This is a genomic window from Niallia circulans, from assembly GCF_007273535.1.
GTDB lineage: Bacteria > Bacillota > Bacilli > Bacillales > Cytobacillaceae > Niallia > Niallia circulans_B.
Genome location: NZ_RIBP01000004.1, coordinates 2324516 through 2340855, shown reverse-complemented (window position 1 = coordinate 2340855; position 16340 = coordinate 2324516). Strand labels below are relative to the sequence as shown.

Sequence of the window (16340 nt, the reverse complement as noted above, 5' to 3'; positions counted from 1 at the left end):
ACCTAATTTGGAATCATATTAATGATTGTTTCTACAAGGACTGTGAGGATAGGCACAGCCATTGCCAAGATTAAAATTTTCCCTGCCAATTCAATTTTGGATGCTATTGCACCTTGTCCAGCATCCTTCGTTATTTGGACAGCAAATTCAGCAATATAAGCAATACCGATAATCTTTAAGATTGTTTCCACATAAACGGTATTCACTTTCGCATTAAGAGCGATGCTTTCCACCATTTCAATGATGGAAGCAATTTGATCAACGAGAAATAGAAAAATAACACAGCCGACAAAAACAACAAGCAAAAAGGCGATATTGGGTTTTTGCTCTTTTATGATTAAGGCTAAAAAGGTCGAAATAAGGGCAATCCCGACTATTTGAAGAATCTCAATGATCGTATCCCCCTTTATCCCTGAAATAAGAAAACCGATTTGATTTTTTGGAATAAGTCATCTACGATGTTGGCAACCATAAATAAAATATAGATAAAGCCAAATAATGTTACCCACTGTGCATATTCTTTTTTTCCAACCTGGTCTAGTATCGTGTGCAAAAAAGCAACAACGATGCCGACACCAGCTATCTTGAAGATAATATCCACCTCTAAACCCATTATGTCTCCTCCTAAACCTACATCAATAAAATGACAATCAATAGCCCTGAAAGCACGCCTAAGCTCTTAAACATTTTTTCATATCTCAATTGATGGTCTCTTGCTTCTTGCTCTTCTCTTTCGATATGAGTTAGTGTCAGCATAATTTGTTTCTGCTGGGAAGCCCTGTCATGTCTGCCGAGCGTTTCACCAAACTGCTTCATGATTTCCAATTCAGGCTTTTTCATTGCCGTCCTTTTCCAAATGTCATCAAGACAGGTTGTCCAAGCATCCCTTACCGTTGTCTCTTCTGTCATGAGCTTTTGCGAAAAATTATCAAAAAAAGTGCTCAAGGGCTGGTGGAGCTGCTCAGCTAAACGTCTAGCCGCTTCATGCAGTGGTGTATGACCGTACATAATTTCTGCTTCTAAAGACTGCAAAGCCGATTTCAATTGCCTAAGCTGCTTAGGTCTTTCACTAAATGATCTTGCTATTTCCATTCCTCCAAGGCTTGTGGTGGCTATAATGATGATTGCACCAATTATCTTCATCATTTACATCACCTTCATTTCCCTTAAGATCTGTCCATGTCCATTTCTGATAGCACTAACAGTGCCCGGACCATTTGCCCTGCTCAACTCTACATATCTTTCAAAAATTCCCGATTCCATAATCGGTTTAAGTGTTGGTCTGTTTTTAATTTCCTCAAAGGAAGTGCCGTGTGTAGTCATCATCAGCTGAATACCTGCGTTAACAGCTTCTAAAATAGCCTCTCCATCCTCCTTGCGGCCAACTTCATCGACAATAAGGACATTGGGACTCATGGAACGAATCATCATCATCATTCCTTCTGCCTTTGGACAGGAATCAAGAACATCTACCCTTGTTCCAAACGTCATCTGAGGAATGCCATCCAAACAGCCTGCTATTTCAGACCTTTCGTCGACAATACCGACCTTAAGGGCTGGGATGTTGTGCAACGCATGTCCTGTTGAGACAATTCTTGCTAAATCTCGTAAAATTGTGGTCTTCCCTGTTTGTGGCGGCCCAATAATCATCGTATGCAGCCATTTTGCTCCATTATAGAGAAACGGGGCGAATGGTTCTGCAGAGCCAATTTTCTCCTTTGCTATGCGCACATTAAAGGAAGCTATATCCCTAATCGCCTTGACTGAACTTTCCTCTAAGATAACTTTACCTGCAAGACCAATGCGATGGCCGCCTTCGACGGTGATGTAGCCCCTCTTCAGCTCTTCATCAATCGTATAAACAGAGTAATGACTGAGTTTATTAAGAAACTGAAAGGCATCCTCCTTCGTCATTTCCATATCGATAAATCGTACACCGTCATGAAGAGATATTTCTAATGGCCTCCCAATCCGGATTCTGATTTCTTCTATTCGCTCTCTTTCAGCAGGAGAGAGTGTGAGTAGTTGATCAGCTATTTTTTTGGGCAAGAATGAATAGAATGTGTTCACAGCGCTTTTCTCCTTTTTTAAGGTTGTCCAACTCACTAAAATCACTGGCTTACAATGCGACTTATTAAAATGTATGCACGAAGAACAATAATATGACTGCCTGTTCTCTTTCTTAAGCAGTTTTATAATTACGACTAAAAAGCTGGCAGATTCCAAAAGCTATAAAAAACAGTTACTTAAAAAGGAGTCTTTTAGCATGAAAACAAAATTATTCCGCTGCATCTGTCTGCTTCTCACTATTTGGATGGCTTTTGGAAGCTCGCCTTATGCTTTAGCAGCAAACGGTCCGAAAAATGTCATTCTGTTGATTGGGGATGGAATGGGTCTTGGCCAAATGGAAATAGCGAGTTTATTTGAGCATGGAAAAGAAGGCAGGTTATTTTTGCAAACACTGCCCAACACCGCCCTTGTCAAAACGTACTCTGCAAATAATAATGTGACAGATTCAGCAGCAGGAGGAACTGCCATCGCTATTGGAAAGAAAACAAACAATGGCATGATTGGAATGACAAAGGATGGGAAAAACTCTCCAAGCATCCTTGATGTTTTTAAGGCAAATGGAAACAAAACTGGAATCGTTTCGACTAACAGTGTGACAGATGCCACTCCGGCAAGCTTTACAGCTAGCGTTAAGGATAGATGGGCAGATCAGGAGGAAATTGCGAGGCAGCAATTAGAAAACAACATTGACGTCGTTATGGGCGGCGGGTCTATGTACTTCGGGAAAAACAGGGAATTAATAAAAAAATACAAAGCTCAAGGCTACACATTTGTCACATCAAAAAACGAGCTTGCCTCAGCAAATGGAGACAAACTACTTGGTCTTTTTGCGAGCAAACACCTTTCCTTTAAACAAGATCGAAAGGAGTTAAAAAGCACGGAGCCAACATTGACAGAGATGGCTGGTAAAACAATTGAAGCCCTTGTAAACGGTAATAAGGGATTTTTCGCTGTTATAGAAGGCGCAAGAATTGATCATGCTGCTCACTCGACTGATATAACAAGTATATGGAAAGAAACGATTGAGTTTGATGAAGCTGTCAAATACTGTGTGGAATGGGCACAAAAACGGCAGGACACTTTAGTGATCGTTGCAGCAGATCATGAAACAATGGGGATTTCGGTAACAGAACCGATGGACATTAAGGCATTAAAGAACATTCAAATAACACCAGAATTAATGGCGCAAAAATTAACAAAGGATGCGAACACAAAAGATTATTCAACAGAAAGTATTATGAGGGTTTTTCAAAAATACGCAAATGTGAAGCTAACAAACGAAGAATTGGTGCATTTTAAGGAAAGTATTAAAAAGAAAGATGGCAGTATTTATCCAGAGCAAAAGGTCGGCAGAGAAATAGGAAGAATTATTGCCAGCCATTATCATGCTGGCATACTGGATAGCACTACACAGCAGCTCAGCCACACAACAGGAGGCCATACAGGGAATATGATTGCTTTATTTGCTTATGGAAAAGGTGCAGAAAAGTTCCATGGAGTCATTGATAATACAGATATTTCAAAGATTATTGCTAATATGAAAGGCTATGACTTTGGAAATTAAGCATATACAAAAGGGTACAGCAACTTTAAGCTGTGCCTTTTTTTCTTTTTATAAAGAATAAGTGTCCAAGCTTCCCTCCTCTTTTGTGCATAACATATCTTGGAGGTGATTTCCATGTTTAGGCGACCAACATCCGTTACCAATCTCAGCAACCCTTTCCGAACTACTGGTGCTAACAAGCACTTTGGAGTTGACTTTGCGAAATCTGGCACAAACCCGATTGCAGCTGCAGCTGATGGGACTGTTTCTCGCTCCTATGTTTCCTCAAGCTACGGGGAGTGCATCATGATTGTCCATCAGTTTGGTGGACAGGTTTGGGAAACTGTTTATGCTCACATGCGTTCTGGTTCAAGAAGGGTTTCTGTTGGTGAAAGAGTCAAAGCTGGACAAACTATTGGCGTTATGGGCAACACTGGCCAATCGACAGGACAGCATCTGCATTTTGAACTTCATCGTGGAAGATGGAATAGCGCTAAATCAAATGCAGTTAATCCGCTTCCTTATTTAGATGAAAGCCAAAACCAGCAAAACTCTGCTCCAAGCACACCTGCTAAATCTTATACGATTGCAGCCGGTGACACACTATCAGCAATAAGCCAACGATACGGTGTCTCAGTTTCTGCGATTGCTGAAGCGAATAATATTCAAAATGTTAACCAAATTTATGCAGGTCAAAAGCTTGTCATTCCTGAAGGCTGACTGCATAAGTACTTTTATTTGCACAAAAAAAAGAAGAGAACAATGTTCTCTTCTTTTTTGCCGCCTTTGCCGCTTAGGTGTATGGAGTTTCAAAACCTGCTCCACCAGGTGGGTGTTCGCAAAAGATTTCTTCATATGTCCTAATGAGCTAGTCATAAGGCATGCTGATCCTTCTTTAATATAGAACTCCCTAATTAACGATAAAGGTTGAAACTTCATACGATAACGTACAACGCAGCGTTTATATTTATATAATACAGCATCCATTCTTGAAACGCAAATGGTAAAAACCGTAAACTAAAATTACGCGCGAGATACATAGCTCGCTTCAGCTGTATTGATGATCAATTTGTCGCCTTGGTTGATGAAGAAAGGAACTTGCACAGAAAGGCCAGTTTCTAAAATGGCAGGCTTTGTTCCACCAGAAGCAGTGTCACCTTTAATACCAGGCTCTGTTTCTGTTACTTCAAGCACTACTGTATTCGGAAGCTCAACACCAAGTGTTTCTGTTTGGTACATCATGATATATACTTCCATATTCTCTTGCAAGAACTTCAATTCGTATTCGATTGCATCTGCAGAAAGCTCAATTTGGTCATAAGATTCTTGGTCCATGAACACATGTTGATCACCGCTTGCATACAAGTATTGCATTTTACGGTTATCAATTTGTGCTTTTGCAACCTTTTCGCCTGCTCTGAACGTTTTTTCTTGAACTGCTCCTGTACGAAGGTTTTTCAATTTAGAACGTACGAATGCAGCGCCTTTTCCTGGTTTAACATGTTGGAAATCCAATACACGCCAAATTCCGTTATCCACTTCAATTGTTAAACCTGTTTTAAAATCGTTTACTGAAATCATAAATGATCCTCCTGTTAATCCTATAAAATAATCAATTCTTTTGGTGAATGGGTTAAAGCTTCATTATGATCATCTGTTATGATAGTATCATCCTCAATGCGAACCCCGCCCAGACCTGGAATATAGATGCCTGGTTCAACCGTTACAACCATGCCTGACTCAAGAACTGTCTCTGATTTAGAAGAAAGCCCTGGTCCTTCATGGACCTCTAAACCGATTCCATGACCTGTAGAGTGGCCAAAATACTCACCATATCCATGCGCACTTATGTAATCACGTGTCAATGCATCAGCTTGAATGCCAGTAAGTCCCGGTTTAATACCTTCCATTCCTTTTAACTGAGCTTGGAGGACAATATCATATATTTCCTTTAGCTTTTCGTCTGGTTTGCCAACGGCAACTGTTCTCGTCATATCAGACACATATCCTTTATAATATGCCCCGAAATCCATTGTCACAAAATCGCCTGCTTCGATTAGCTTTTCTGACGCCACACCATGTGGCAATGCAGATCTAGTTCCAGAAGCGACAATCGTGTCAAAGGACGATGATACCGCACCTGCTTTTCTCATAAAAAACTCTAATTCATTCGATACTTCCAGTTCTGTCTTCCCAACCTTAATAAACTTAAGGATATGGGCAAAAGCGGCATCTGCGATCTCCGCTGCTTCCTTTAATATCTTAATCTCTTCCCTAGTCTTAATCAAGCGTAACTTTTCCACAAGACCAGAAACAGGAACTAGTTCGCCATTAAATACAGCTTCATACAGTCTGTATTCAGTAAAAGTCAAATAATCCTGTTCAAAACCAAGCTTTTTGATCCCTAATTTTTCCGCCTGTTCTGCCACTTCCTTTTGAATTGGACCACTGTGCTTAACAATGTCAAAACCAACACATTGACTAGCAGCCTGTTCTGTATAGCGGAAGTCTGTAATGAATTTAGCTCCCTCTCCACTGATTAACACAACACCAGCAGAACCAGTAAAGTTACTGATATAGCGGCGGTTATAATTGCTGGCAATAACAATACCATCCACACCAGCAGTTGCTAAAGCTTCCCGTAATTTCGTTAATTTCTCCATTATGGTTCTCTCCCCGATACTAATTTTTTACTAAAATTTTATTCCACTAAAATGATAGAATTTATGTAAAAGCTTCTGAACATTGGCAATGCTAAAAAAAAGAATGCTCATGTAGAACATTCTATCATATATTAATTATCCTTCACTACCCGAAATGTTCGCCTCACGTTTGTTTTCTTTTTGTTTCTTCGTTCTAATTTCACTTTCTTCATAAGAAATCGTATAGCCGACAAACACTCCCCACAGCACATAAAGGCATATAGAAGTGATTATCGTGTCTAAACTAAGCTGCATAAATGGCTTGATGCTCGGAAAAATAGGATTTAAAATGATGAAAACCACACCGAATACCATTATTCCAAAACCGACGCCAATGTAAAAGGACTTGAATTTTCTAAGTAAAAGATAATACCCAAATGCAGCCATTACAGAAAAGAACCCGATTGCTCCAATACTTATAAGTGTCCCAAGCCAACCAGTTTTCCAGCTTCCGATTGCCCACGGCTCCAATATGACATTCGGTCTTATTTCCGTCATATTAAAATAATAAGCGAGAAATCCCATGAAGGACCAAAATATTCCCCCAAATAGCCCTGTCCATATAACAAGTGTAATGAAATGCATGGATGGCTCTTTTGCTATTCCACTGTGATTTTCCGCTTCGTTTTCCTTTGTCATTTCCATATGCCTCCTGCTATGAATATTTTAGCTTTCTTCTCTGTAATAAGACCTATAAATTACTTAAAATTCGTTAGGCTAGTTGTTTCTCTAAATTTTTAGTAATATGTAAATAGGGGAATTTATAGTGATGGAACAACATATCCATCCAACAGAGAAAACAATTAAGCATTTGCTTTTCCACCCTAATTTAACCTGAGGTTGGTGTAAATATTCATGTCAAATGAGCAAAAACCAGTATTCGGAGGACAGGCAGTAGTTGAGGGCGTCATGTTTGGCGGCAAAAATCATTACGTGACTGCAATAAGGCGCAAGGATCAATCCATTGATTATTTTCATTTGCCGAGAAAACATAACCCGAAGCTGACCAAACTAAAAAAAATCCCCTTCATTAGAGGGATTGTCGCTATTATTGAATCGAGCGGGAATGGGACAAAGCATCTAAACTTCTCAACAGATCGCTATGATGTCGACCCAAGTGAAGACGTAAAGTTAGAAGAAAAAGAACCCTCCAAAATGACGATGATTTTAGGAGTTGCAGCAATTGGAATCCTTTCCTTCCTGTTTGGTAAATTCATCTTCACATTAGTACCAGCCTTTTTAGCGGAATTTTTCAAGCCTGTTATCAGCGGACACGTTGCTCAAATATTACTTGAAAGCTTCTTCAAGCTTCTTCTTTTACTTGGTTATATTTACTTTGTCTCTCTGACTCCTCTCATTAAACGCGTATTTCAATACCATGGAGCAGAGCATAAAGTCATAAATGCATTTGAAAACGGCAAAGAAATTACGGTCGAAAATGTGCAAGCACAGTCAAGACTTCATTATCGTTGTGGAAGCAGCTTTATATTATTTACAGTGTTTGTTGGTTTATTTCTTTATTTACTTTTCCCAACAGACTCCTTTATAGAACGGATATTAAGCAGGATTGCGTTAATTCCTGTTGTCCTTGGTATTTCGTTTGAAGTACTTCAATTAACTAATAAACTGCGCAATATTCCTGTATTGAAATATTTAGGCTTGCCAGGTCTTTGGCTGCAGCTTTTAACAACAAAAGAGCCGACTGACGATCAGGTGGAAGTAGCCATCTATTCCTTTAAGGAATTAAAGCGCAGAGAAGAAGAATCGGAAAAAGCCATTCTTGCAGCAGATTAACATCCTTAAAATTCGGGGATATAGCTTAATGTAAGGCTTTTAAAAAAATCTTTTGTTTAGCGCTTCATTAAAGCAACAAAATTAAATGATGTGAATAAACTTTTTTTAATAGAAGTTTAAAAGTTGTAAAAAATGCTCATCATGCTTTTAGGGAGGTGGCTTTTCTTGAAGAATCGAATTCCTTTTCTTGTTATTGGGATTGTCTGCTTATTCGCTTTAATAGGATTAGTATCATCTGTCGTTTCCAATCCTGTTGGGTTTATGCAAAACATACTTTCATTAGTTGTTATTGGACTGCTCATCTGGTTTATTGTTAGACGATTTTCCAAAGCTAGCCCTGAAAGAAAAGAGCAAAAAGCTTTTGTTAAAGCGGCAAAAAGATCAAAGAAAAGACAACAGCACACAAAAGGAAAAATATTGCCTAAACAAGGTGCGCAAGTAAAAACAGCAACCTTCAAGGGCAAAAAAAGAAGCGCAAGCAGTGCACACTTGACTGTTATCGAAGGAAAAAAGAGCAAAAAGAAAAACCGGGCAACATTTTGACCTGTTTTAAAGAAGGCAAATCCCTGCATCCTTTTTGCCTAATATAAATGCTTCTAATTTCAAAATAAGCCAAGTGCCGTAAAAAAAAATCGACCTTCTCCAATGAGCAGGCTCGGTTTTTTTTTTTAGTACGTCCATGTTCGCAGGAATTTCTTCGCATAATCCCTTCCAAACTGGATGATTTCTTCTTGTTTTTCTTTCGTTAAAGTAAATTCTGTCGTCATGACTCCTTCTGAAGGGATAAAGATAATATTTTTTTCGTGCTTTCTGGAAATATATCTGGAATCATGTGCATCCTTCATTGTCTCAAACATTGCTCCAAACAAATGAAAGGCATTTTTGATCATATGTTTCGGGTGTTCTGACTGCTTATGGCTAAGCCTTATGCCAATTACTGGCCTTATCTTCTTAACATTTTCTTTGTCAAACAGCCACATTGGAAAATTACTGAGAACTCCTCCATCCACAATAATGCTTTTATTTTGCTTTGTGCCAAGGGCTACAGGTTCAAAAAAGAACGGCAAACTGCAGCTCATTCTTATCGCTTTTGCGACAGAGAAACTGGCCGGGTCTATCCCGTATTTAGGCAGATCATCTGGAAGCACTAACATGACTCCATTTGTAATATCAGAGGCAATGACTCTTAAGGAATCTTTCGGTAAGTCTGAAAATGTCCTGATTCCCTTATCTGCCAGCTTTGCCTCCAGCCATTTCTCTAAGGCAATGCCTTTATATAAACCAAGTCGCCAATACAAAAACAGCCACTTCGCAAAAGGAAAAGGGATGAGAAGCTTTCTTTCGTCCAATAAAGTGGACAGGTCAAGCTGCTCGAGCATCCCGGCTATTTCATTACCAGTATACTTAGCCGCCACAAATGCAGCCACAATGGAACCAGCACTTGTCCCTGCTACTCTCTCAAATTTAAACCCCTTTTCCTCCAACACTTCATATGCCCCTATTAAGGCAAGACCTTTTATGCCTCCTCCTGAAAACACGCCATCTATGTGCATAATGCCTTCTCCCCTTTTATTGCAGCATTGATACACTTTAATCCTCAAATCAGAAAAATAGTACAGCAGGCAAGCCATTTATTTAATAAATCCACAACACACCATTGATTTTTTTACAGTCGGGACGTTCATCCAATCGCAGGTAGACTGCTGTACATATATTATGACGAACAGAAGAGAAAATGCAGGAGGTAAGCATCATGAATCATAATGTGCGAAGACCAATTGGATTTGGCAGACCTGGTTTTGGTTATGGAAGACCTGGATTCGGAGGAGCAGGATTTGGGCTTGGTGTACTTGGCGGACTTGCAACAGGAGCACTTCTTGGTCCTGCAATATACGGTGGATATGGCTATCCTCCATATGGAGGCTTTGGTTATCCGTACGGAGGCTATTATTATTAATGAAATGGGGCGCATAAACTTAGTTTATGCGCCCGCAAATATATATACCTTATGTGAAGTAAGCAACCTCTGCTTCTGGGAAGAACTGTGCTACATATCCTCTGATTGTACTCTCCAAATCTTTTGCCTCGTCGTCTTGATACACGTATTTTCCGATACCGTATCTGCCCCATTTATATTTTCGTTTTTCCTCATTCATCTCAAGCTTTGTCTTCGGGTACCTTTTGGCAATTACTCTTTTAGCTGGTTTTGTAAAGCGGTGCTGAATCAATTCAAACGTCAGATTGGAAAGATCAACTCCTTGCAGGCTATCTGACAGCCTTTGGAATAGTTCGAAGTATCCTTCCTTCCAATCTTCATGCAAGTAGATTGGTGCCACAATAAACCCGAGCGGATAGCCTGCATTAGCAACCTTCCTTGCCGCTTCAAGCCGTTCATCAAAGGTGGAAGTTCCTGGCTCGAAATTTTTTATTACATAACGGGAATTAACACTGAATCGGAATCGAGTATGCCCATTATGTTCTGCATCAAGCAAATGATCGACATGATGGTATTTTGTTACAAACCGGAGACGACCTTTGTCTGATTTTCCGAAATATTCGATTGTCTTTTTTAAGGAATGAGTCAAATGGTCAAGACCGACAATATCGGACGTACAGGCTGCTTCAAATCTTGTTATTTGTTCGCCTCTTTCATCCATATATTTTTGTGCCTGGTCGAAGATCTCTTCCAGATTGACGTACGTTCTTATATACGGCTTGCTTCCAAGCGTAGTCTGTAAATAACAGTAGTGGCAATGTCCCATACAGCCAGTTGCTAATGGAATTGCATATTCTGCAGAAGGTTTAGAGGTTTCAAACTTCAACGTTTTTCTTATGCCGACCACAAGAGTGGATTTTGCGACTCTGTATTGCTGTAATTCTGTATCACCAGGGATTCCTCTGACCTGATTGTGTGAGGTCGTTTCTCTTATTTCCACACCCATTTTCTCAAACTTTTCTTTTAATTCCCGTCCTAGCGGATATTCCAATGCTTTCGGCTCTATATAAACTAGTTGTGGTACAAATGGCTTCATGTCGGCAAATCGCCCTCTCTTTTATTTTTCTGGCTATAATATATAATGTTTGCCAAAATATAAAAAAGAGGACAGGGAATTTCCCCCATCCAAACCGCTTTATTATCTTCTGAAATTCCATTCATCACTTTCATATCTATCTTTTGCAAGCTTTTCTACATATTCAAGCTGCTGCGGGCTTAGCTCATATTCCTGAAGCTCAATATTAAGACCACGTTCAAAACCCTCTTTAAACGCTTTTTTCGCCATGTCAATCGTAATCTGCTTATCCGTTATTGCATTGATTGCAACTGCTTTTTCCTTGAAAGCAGCCTGCATTTTTTCCTTAATTCTGTCATTTGAATATTTGAAAAGACGAAACAGCTTGTCTTCATCTAAATCCAACAGGATGGAACCATGCTGCAATATAACTCCTTTTTGTCTTGTTTGAGCGCTTCCAGCTACTTTTCTGCCTTCAACAACTAGCTCATACCAGCTTGGTGCATCAAAGCATACAGCAGACCGCGGGTTTTTGAGTGAAGCTTTTTGCGCCTCCGTTTTCGGCACTGAGAAATAGGCGTCAAGTCCAAGTAAATGAAAACCTTGCAGAATGCCTTCTGAAATAACTCGATAAGCTTCCGTCACTGTTTTCGGCATATCAGGATGCTCCTCTGAGACAATGACACTATATGTCAATTCATGCTCATGCAGCACTCCTCTTCCTCCTGTTGGTCTCCTCACAAAGCCTAAGTTCAATTCCTTCACAGCGTCCATGTCAATTTCTTTTTCTACTTTTTGGAAATATCCAATCGATAATGTTGCCGGATTCCAGCCATAAAAACGGATGACTGGCGGAAAATCCCCTGTCGAATGCCAATCTAAAAGCGCCTCATCCAATGCCATGTTAAAAGAAGGGGAACTGTTACCAGTATCAATAAATCTCCATGTTTCTTTTGTCATCATGAACCCTCTTTACGTTAAAATATGTATATATATCCGTGAATAAGTCTATCAAAAACGAACAAGCTTGAAAAGGAACAAGCATATAAAAAAACTTGCCAGCATTCCGATAAACTATTGCTTTACTACTATAAGGTTTCACTTATATAATAGAAGTAGAGCATCGTGTATTCGAAAGGAGAAATGAAGATTGCAAGCAGTTTATACTCTATTAATCGCGGTAGCAATTTTTGCTATCTATTCTATAATCGTATATCTCTATCAACGCAAGATAGTTAAGACGATTTCAGAAGAGGAGTTCCGTCAAGGCTACAGAAAAGCCCAGCTGATTGACGTTAGGGAACCAAATGAATTCAGTGCAGGTCACGTTCTCGGAGCTAGAAACATTCCTCTTTCCCAATTGAAAATGCGAAAAGGGGAAATCCGTTCAGACAAGCCTGTCTACTTATATTGCCAAAATGGTATGAGAAGTGGAAGAGCAGCTCAATTTTTACACCGCAAAGGCTACAGACAAATGTCACAGCTTCAAGGCGGTTTCAAAAAATGGTCTGGAAAAGTTAAAACAAAAAATTAATGAATGAACGAAAGGACACTTGAAACAGTGTCCTTTTTTATTGTTAAAACCATGTTGTTTTTCATAGAAATGAAAACAGCTACGTTAAAAGTTCCTTATTTAGAATACCAGTTAATAAATGTTGTTTCGTCACATACAATGGCTTCACAATTCATTGATTGAACAATATGTTCTATATTTTTGTCTTTCGCAAATAATAAGGTTGCAAAGGATTCATACAAACTCATAAAAGCGAAATCCCTATTTTCATCAGTCACAATTATCTCTTTATACAATAGATTACTTATATCTAAAGACGTAGTTTCATTTAAATTGAATTCCCCATTGTTATCCAAAATTGGGTCGAAATAATATAACTTGTTAGCACCTTTTGAACTTAGGACTTTCTGTAAACTGGCTAATAAAAATACAGAAGTACTATCATCTGTTGGATAAAAAATGTCTGATTTCAGGTTGGAATTTAACTTAAAAGACAAGTCCTCTCTTTTATATTCTTTTCTTAACGCACAGATAGTAGTTAACAAGGCTAAGGCAACAGCTTTGTATGACTCTAGCCCGCTATAAGACATTATTTCCCCCCAAGAAAGAGGCTTCGCAATAGTATAAACCTCTTCATTACTTGGATGGACGTGTTGGCAAGTGTTTTGCTTCGTCATTCCCTCCCACCCTGAAGGCATTTGGATAAAAGGGTGAAGTAATATGGCTGCGGATTTGAATTTGCTCGGAAGTTGTTTTAGTATAGGTGTCTTGTCATCAATCCAAATATAATCTAACAAAGTATAACCTCTCTTTTCATTAGCTTGAATATAACATTACTTATTAAAATATAATGGAGCCATTATTAAAAAAACCCAATGCTAAGGCAATGGGTTCATCTGTTTAGTCCGCTTTCATATAGCGAAGAACTGGTTTTCTTGCAGCGAGCGTTTCGTCAAGACGGCCGATTACTGTAGTATGTGGAGCCTCTTGCACGATTTCTGGCGTTTCCTCTGCTTCTTTCGCTATTTGTATCATTGCATCAATAAATTGGTCAAGCGTTTCCTTCGACTCTGTTTCTGTCGGCTCTATCATGATACACTCTTCTACATTAAGCGGGAAGTAGATTGTCGGCGGGTGGTAGCCGAAGTCTAGCAGCCTTTTCGCTATATCCAATGTGCGCACACCTAATTTCTTTTGACGTCTGCCGCTTAATACAAATTCATGCTTACAATGTCTGTCAAAAGGCAAATCATAATATTCAGCTAAACTTCTCATCATATAATTGGCGTTAAGAACAGCATTTTCCGTCACTGCCTTCAAACCATCTGGACCCATTGACCTAATGTACGTATATGCACGAACATTAATTCCAAAGTTTCCGTAATACGGCTTCACCCTGCCAATCGATAATGGGCGGTCATTATCGAATACATATTCCTCTCCAGACTTTGTTATAATCGGCTTTGGAAGATACGGAATTAAATCTGCTTTAACTCCGACTGGACCTGAACCAGGTCCACCCCCTCCATGCGGGCCAGTAAATGTTTTATGAAGGTTTAAATGGACAACATCAAAGCCCATATCGCCAGGTCTTGCTTTGGAAAGAACGGCATTTAAGTTTGCACCATCATAATATAATTTTCCGCCAGCATCATGAACAATTTTCGCCATTTCCAAAATATTTTCTTCAAAAAGACCAAGTGTGTTCGGGTTTGTCAGCATTAGTGCTGCCGTATCCGCACCGACCACTCTGCGCAAATCTTCTAAATCCACAAGACCTTTTTCATCTGATTTGACTGTAATTGTTTCAAATCCCGCTACCGTCGCTGAAGCTGGATTTGTACCATGGGCAGAGTCTGGCACTATGACTTTTGACCGTTTAACATCCCCATTCGCTTCATGGAAGGCACGGATCATCATCAATCCAGTCCATTCTCCATGCGCTCCTGCTGCAGGCTGCAGCGTTACTTCATCCATTCCTGTAATTTCGATTAAATGCTGCTGAAGATCATACATCAACTCCAAAGCTCCCTGAACAGAGCTTTCATCCTGCAACGGATGAATATGGGCAAATCCGCTGAATCTTGCCACATTTTCATTTATTTTTGGATTATATTTCATCGTACATGAACCGAGTGGATAGAAACCTGAATCTAAACCATGATTTCGTTTGGACAATGCTGTGTAATGACGCATAATGTCCAATTCTGATACTTCCGGTAGCTTAGCAGGTTCTGAGCGGATATAATCAGCAGGAATAAGCTCACTAACATCAAGCTCTGGAATATCCATTTCAGGCAGACTGTAGCCGATTCGTCCAGGTGTGCTGTTTTCAAAAATGAGCGGTTGATGTTTATGCATGATAATCCTCCAATTCTTTGACAAGTTCGTCTATCTCTTCTTTTGTGCGCAGCTCTGTCACTGCAACGAGCATAAATTGATCAAATCCTTTATAATCCCTGCCGAGATCATAGCCACCAACAATCCCTTTTTTCAACAATGTCTTATTAATGGCAGAAACCGAAGACTTGCAGTCTACGATAAATTCGTTAAAGGATGGACCTTCAAAGCGAATGTCAAAACCAGCTGCTTTAAATTTCTCTTTAGCATAATATGCCTTTTGAATATTTGCCAAAGCCATTTCCTTCACACCATTTTTGCCTAATGCAGTCATAGCTACAGAGGCAGCTAAAGCATTTAATGCTTGGTTGGAGCAAATATTAGAAGTCGCTTTATCACGTCTGATATGCTGCTCCCGTGCCTGAAGGGTCAAAACAAATCCAACTGCCCCGTTTTCATCAACCGTCTGCCCAACTAGTCTGCCTGGTACCTTTCTCATTAACTTAGAGGTAACAGCAAAATAGCCGCAATGCGGTCCGCCAAATGCGGCTGGTATACCAAAAGGCTGTGCATCACCAACAACAATATCTGCTTTAAACACGCCTGGAGGTGTTAAGGCACCTAGAGCAAGAGGATTGCTTGAAACAACGAACATCGCTTTATTGCCATGAATAATTTCCTCTAGCTCCTTAAGCGGTTCGATTCTGCCAAAGAAATTAGGATATTGCACCATAACAGCAGCCACGTCATCACCCATATACTGCTTCAACGCTTCTGTATCAGTAACCCCATCCTTATGCGGCACCTCGATCACTTCGATGTACTGACCCTTTGCGTATGTTTTCACAACTTCCTTTGCCTCAGGGTGAACACAGCTTGAAATCAGGATTTTTTTTCTTTTCGTTACACCTGCACTTAAGCTGCCTGCCTCAGCTAAAGATGTTGCGCCATCATACATGGAGGAATTGGCAACATCCATGCCTGTTAATTCACAAATCATTGTCTGAAATTCAAAAATTGCCTGTAGTTCTCCTTGAGAGATCTCTGGCTGATATGGAGTGTAAGCTGTGTAAAACTCTGATCTTGAAATGACATGATCGACAATGACTGGTGCGTAATGATCATAGACTCCAGCACCTAAAAAGGAAACATGGGATTTACTATCTGCATTTTTTGAAGCAAGCTTGCTTAATTCCTTCAAGAGTGCAGATTCGCTTTTTGCGTTCTTAATATTGTATTCCCCTTTAAAACGGACACTTTCTGGGATATCAGAAAACAGCTCCTCTACAGAAGCTGCCCCAATCGCTTTAAGCATGGCTTCTCTGTCATCCTCGGTCATTGGCAAATAGCGGTGTTTCATCATTTTT

The 16340-nt window shown here is 39.7% G+C and carries 19 protein-coding genes, 1 other RNA gene and 1 pseudogene; 7 read left to right on the top strand and 14 right to left on the bottom strand.

Annotated features, from left to right (window positions below; genetic code table 11):
* Positions 1-2: 2 nt before the first annotated feature.
* From spoIIIAD to spoIIIAA, 4 genes are read right to left on the bottom strand one after another with little or no spacing between them, the layout of a single operon-like run.
* Positions 3-395 (bottom strand): stage III sporulation protein AD, encoded by a 393-nt coding sequence (gene spoIIIAD, locus CEQ21_RS19465; RefSeq protein ID WP_185767340.1) that lies wholly within the window; start codon positions 393-395, stop codon positions 3-5.
* A gap of 11 nt (positions 396-406) precedes the next feature.
* Positions 407-613: a stage III sporulation protein AC gene (gene spoIIIAC / locus CEQ21_RS19460; protein WP_127737492.1), complete on the bottom strand. Its 207-nt coding sequence runs from the start codon at positions 611-613 to the stop codon at positions 407-409.
* Between the two features lie 17 nt (positions 614-630).
* Entirely contained in the window at positions 631-1146 is a 516-nt protein-coding gene (spoIIIAB, locus tag CEQ21_RS19455) for a stage III sporulation protein SpoIIIAB (protein WP_185765932.1), read from the bottom strand.
* Entirely contained in the window at positions 1147-2070 is a 924-nt protein-coding gene (spoIIIAA, locus tag CEQ21_RS19450) for a stage III sporulation protein AA (protein WP_185765931.1), read from the bottom strand.
* A 196-nt stretch (positions 2071-2266) separates the two neighbouring features.
* On the opposite strand from spoIIIAA, the gene CEQ21_RS19445 reads away from it, so the two are divergent.
* The 3 genes and pseudogenes from CEQ21_RS19445 to CEQ21_RS27195 all read left to right on the top strand — a co-directional run bounded on the left by CEQ21_RS19445 (position 2267) and on the right by CEQ21_RS27195 (position 4333).
* The gene (locus CEQ21_RS19445) at positions 2267-3634 is read left to right on the top strand and encodes an alkaline phosphatase (RefSeq protein ID WP_185765930.1); all 1368 of its coding nucleotides are present in this window, start codon (positions 2267-2269) and stop codon (positions 3632-3634) included.
* 108 nt (positions 3635-3742) lie between these two features.
* A pseudogene (locus CEQ21_RS19440) lies at positions 3743-4168 on the top strand (M23 family metallopeptidase); the annotation flags it as partial.
* A gap of 30 nt (positions 4169-4198) precedes the next feature.
* Positions 4199-4333: a LysM peptidoglycan-binding domain-containing protein gene (locus tag CEQ21_RS27195; RefSeq protein ID WP_235907404.1), complete on the top strand. Its 135-nt coding sequence runs from the start codon at positions 4199-4201 to the stop codon at positions 4331-4333.
* A 53-nt stretch (positions 4334-4386) separates the two neighbouring features.
* Here CEQ21_RS27195 and ssrS read toward each other — a convergent pair.
* The 4 genes from ssrS to CEQ21_RS19420 form a co-directional block, all read right to left on the bottom strand.
* A non-coding RNA gene (gene ssrS / locus CEQ21_RS19435) (6S RNA) lies at positions 4387-4577 on the bottom strand.
* A gap of 59 nt (positions 4578-4636) precedes the next feature.
* The gene (efp, locus tag CEQ21_RS19430; protein WP_144452670.1) at positions 4637-5194 is read right to left on the bottom strand and encodes an elongation factor P; all 558 of its coding nucleotides are present in this window, start codon (positions 5192-5194) and stop codon (positions 4637-4639) included.
* Positions 5195-5214: 20 nt separating this feature from the next.
* Entirely contained in the window at positions 5215-6276 is a 1062-nt protein-coding gene (locus CEQ21_RS19425; RefSeq protein WP_185765928.1) for a M24 family metallopeptidase, read from the bottom strand.
* A gap of 135 nt (positions 6277-6411) precedes the next feature.
* Positions 6412-6954: a YqhR family membrane protein gene (locus CEQ21_RS19420; RefSeq protein WP_185765927.1), complete on the bottom strand. Its 543-nt coding sequence runs from the start codon at positions 6952-6954 to the stop codon at positions 6412-6414.
* A gap of 216 nt (positions 6955-7170) precedes the next feature.
* On the opposite strand from CEQ21_RS19420, the gene CEQ21_RS19415 reads away from it, so the two are divergent.
* The gene (locus tag CEQ21_RS19415; protein ID WP_185765926.1) at positions 7171-8109 is read left to right on the top strand and encodes a DUF1385 domain-containing protein; all 939 of its coding nucleotides are present in this window, start codon (positions 7171-7173) and stop codon (positions 8107-8109) included.
* A gap of 165 nt (positions 8110-8274) precedes the next feature.
* Entirely contained in the window at positions 8275-8652 is a 378-nt protein-coding gene (locus tag CEQ21_RS19410) for an SA1362 family protein (protein WP_185765925.1), read from the top strand.
* A 125-nt stretch (positions 8653-8777) separates the two neighbouring features.
* Here the strand turns inward: CEQ21_RS19410 and CEQ21_RS19405 are convergent, their stop codons facing one another.
* On the bottom strand, positions 8778-9662 hold the full coding sequence (locus CEQ21_RS19405; RefSeq protein ID WP_185765924.1) for a patatin-like phospholipase family protein: 885 nt from the start codon (positions 9660-9662) through the stop codon (positions 8778-8780).
* 200 nt (positions 9663-9862) lie between these two features.
* On the opposite strand from CEQ21_RS19405, the gene CEQ21_RS19400 reads away from it, so the two are divergent.
* Entirely contained in the window at positions 9863-10066 is a 204-nt protein-coding gene (locus CEQ21_RS19400) for a spore coat protein (protein WP_225314673.1), read from the top strand.
* Positions 10067-10115: 49 nt separating this feature from the next.
* On the opposite strand, the gene splB is transcribed toward CEQ21_RS19400, so the two are convergent.
* Complete coding sequence (gene splB, locus CEQ21_RS19395; RefSeq protein WP_185765923.1) at positions 10116-11141, bottom strand: spore photoproduct lyase; 1026 nt, start codon at positions 11139-11141, stop codon at positions 10116-10118.
* Between the two features lie 102 nt (positions 11142-11243).
* On the bottom strand, positions 11244-12080 hold the full coding sequence (locus CEQ21_RS19390; protein WP_185767339.1) for a lipoate--protein ligase family protein: 837 nt from the start codon (positions 12078-12080) through the stop codon (positions 11244-11246).
* A 190-nt stretch (positions 12081-12270) separates the two neighbouring features.
* Here CEQ21_RS19390 and CEQ21_RS19385 point away from each other — a divergent pair, with 190 nt between their 5' ends.
* Positions 12271-12654 (top strand): rhodanese-like domain-containing protein, encoded by a 384-nt coding sequence (locus CEQ21_RS19385; protein WP_185765922.1) that lies wholly within the window; start codon positions 12271-12273, stop codon positions 12652-12654.
* 95 nt (positions 12655-12749) lie between these two features.
* On the opposite strand, the gene CEQ21_RS19380 is transcribed toward CEQ21_RS19385, so the two are convergent.
* The 3 genes from CEQ21_RS19380 to gcvPA form a co-directional block, all read right to left on the bottom strand.
* A complete protein-coding gene (locus CEQ21_RS19380) occupies positions 12750-13430 on the bottom strand; it encodes a DUF2711 family protein (protein ID WP_185765921.1) in 681 nt (226 codons plus the stop codon).
* Positions 13431-13533: 103 nt separating this feature from the next.
* Positions 13534-14994, bottom strand: coding sequence for an aminomethyl-transferring glycine dehydrogenase subunit GcvPB (gene gcvPB, locus CEQ21_RS19375; RefSeq protein ID WP_419181601.1), 1461 nt, complete (start codon positions 14992-14994; stop codon positions 13534-13536).
* A complete protein-coding gene (gene gcvPA, locus CEQ21_RS19370; RefSeq protein WP_185767338.1) occupies positions 14987-16333 on the bottom strand; it encodes an aminomethyl-transferring glycine dehydrogenase subunit GcvPA in 1347 nt (448 codons plus the stop codon). Before gcvPA ends, gcvPB begins: the two co-directional genes overlap by 8 nt.
* Positions 16334-16340: the final 7 nt, after the last annotated feature.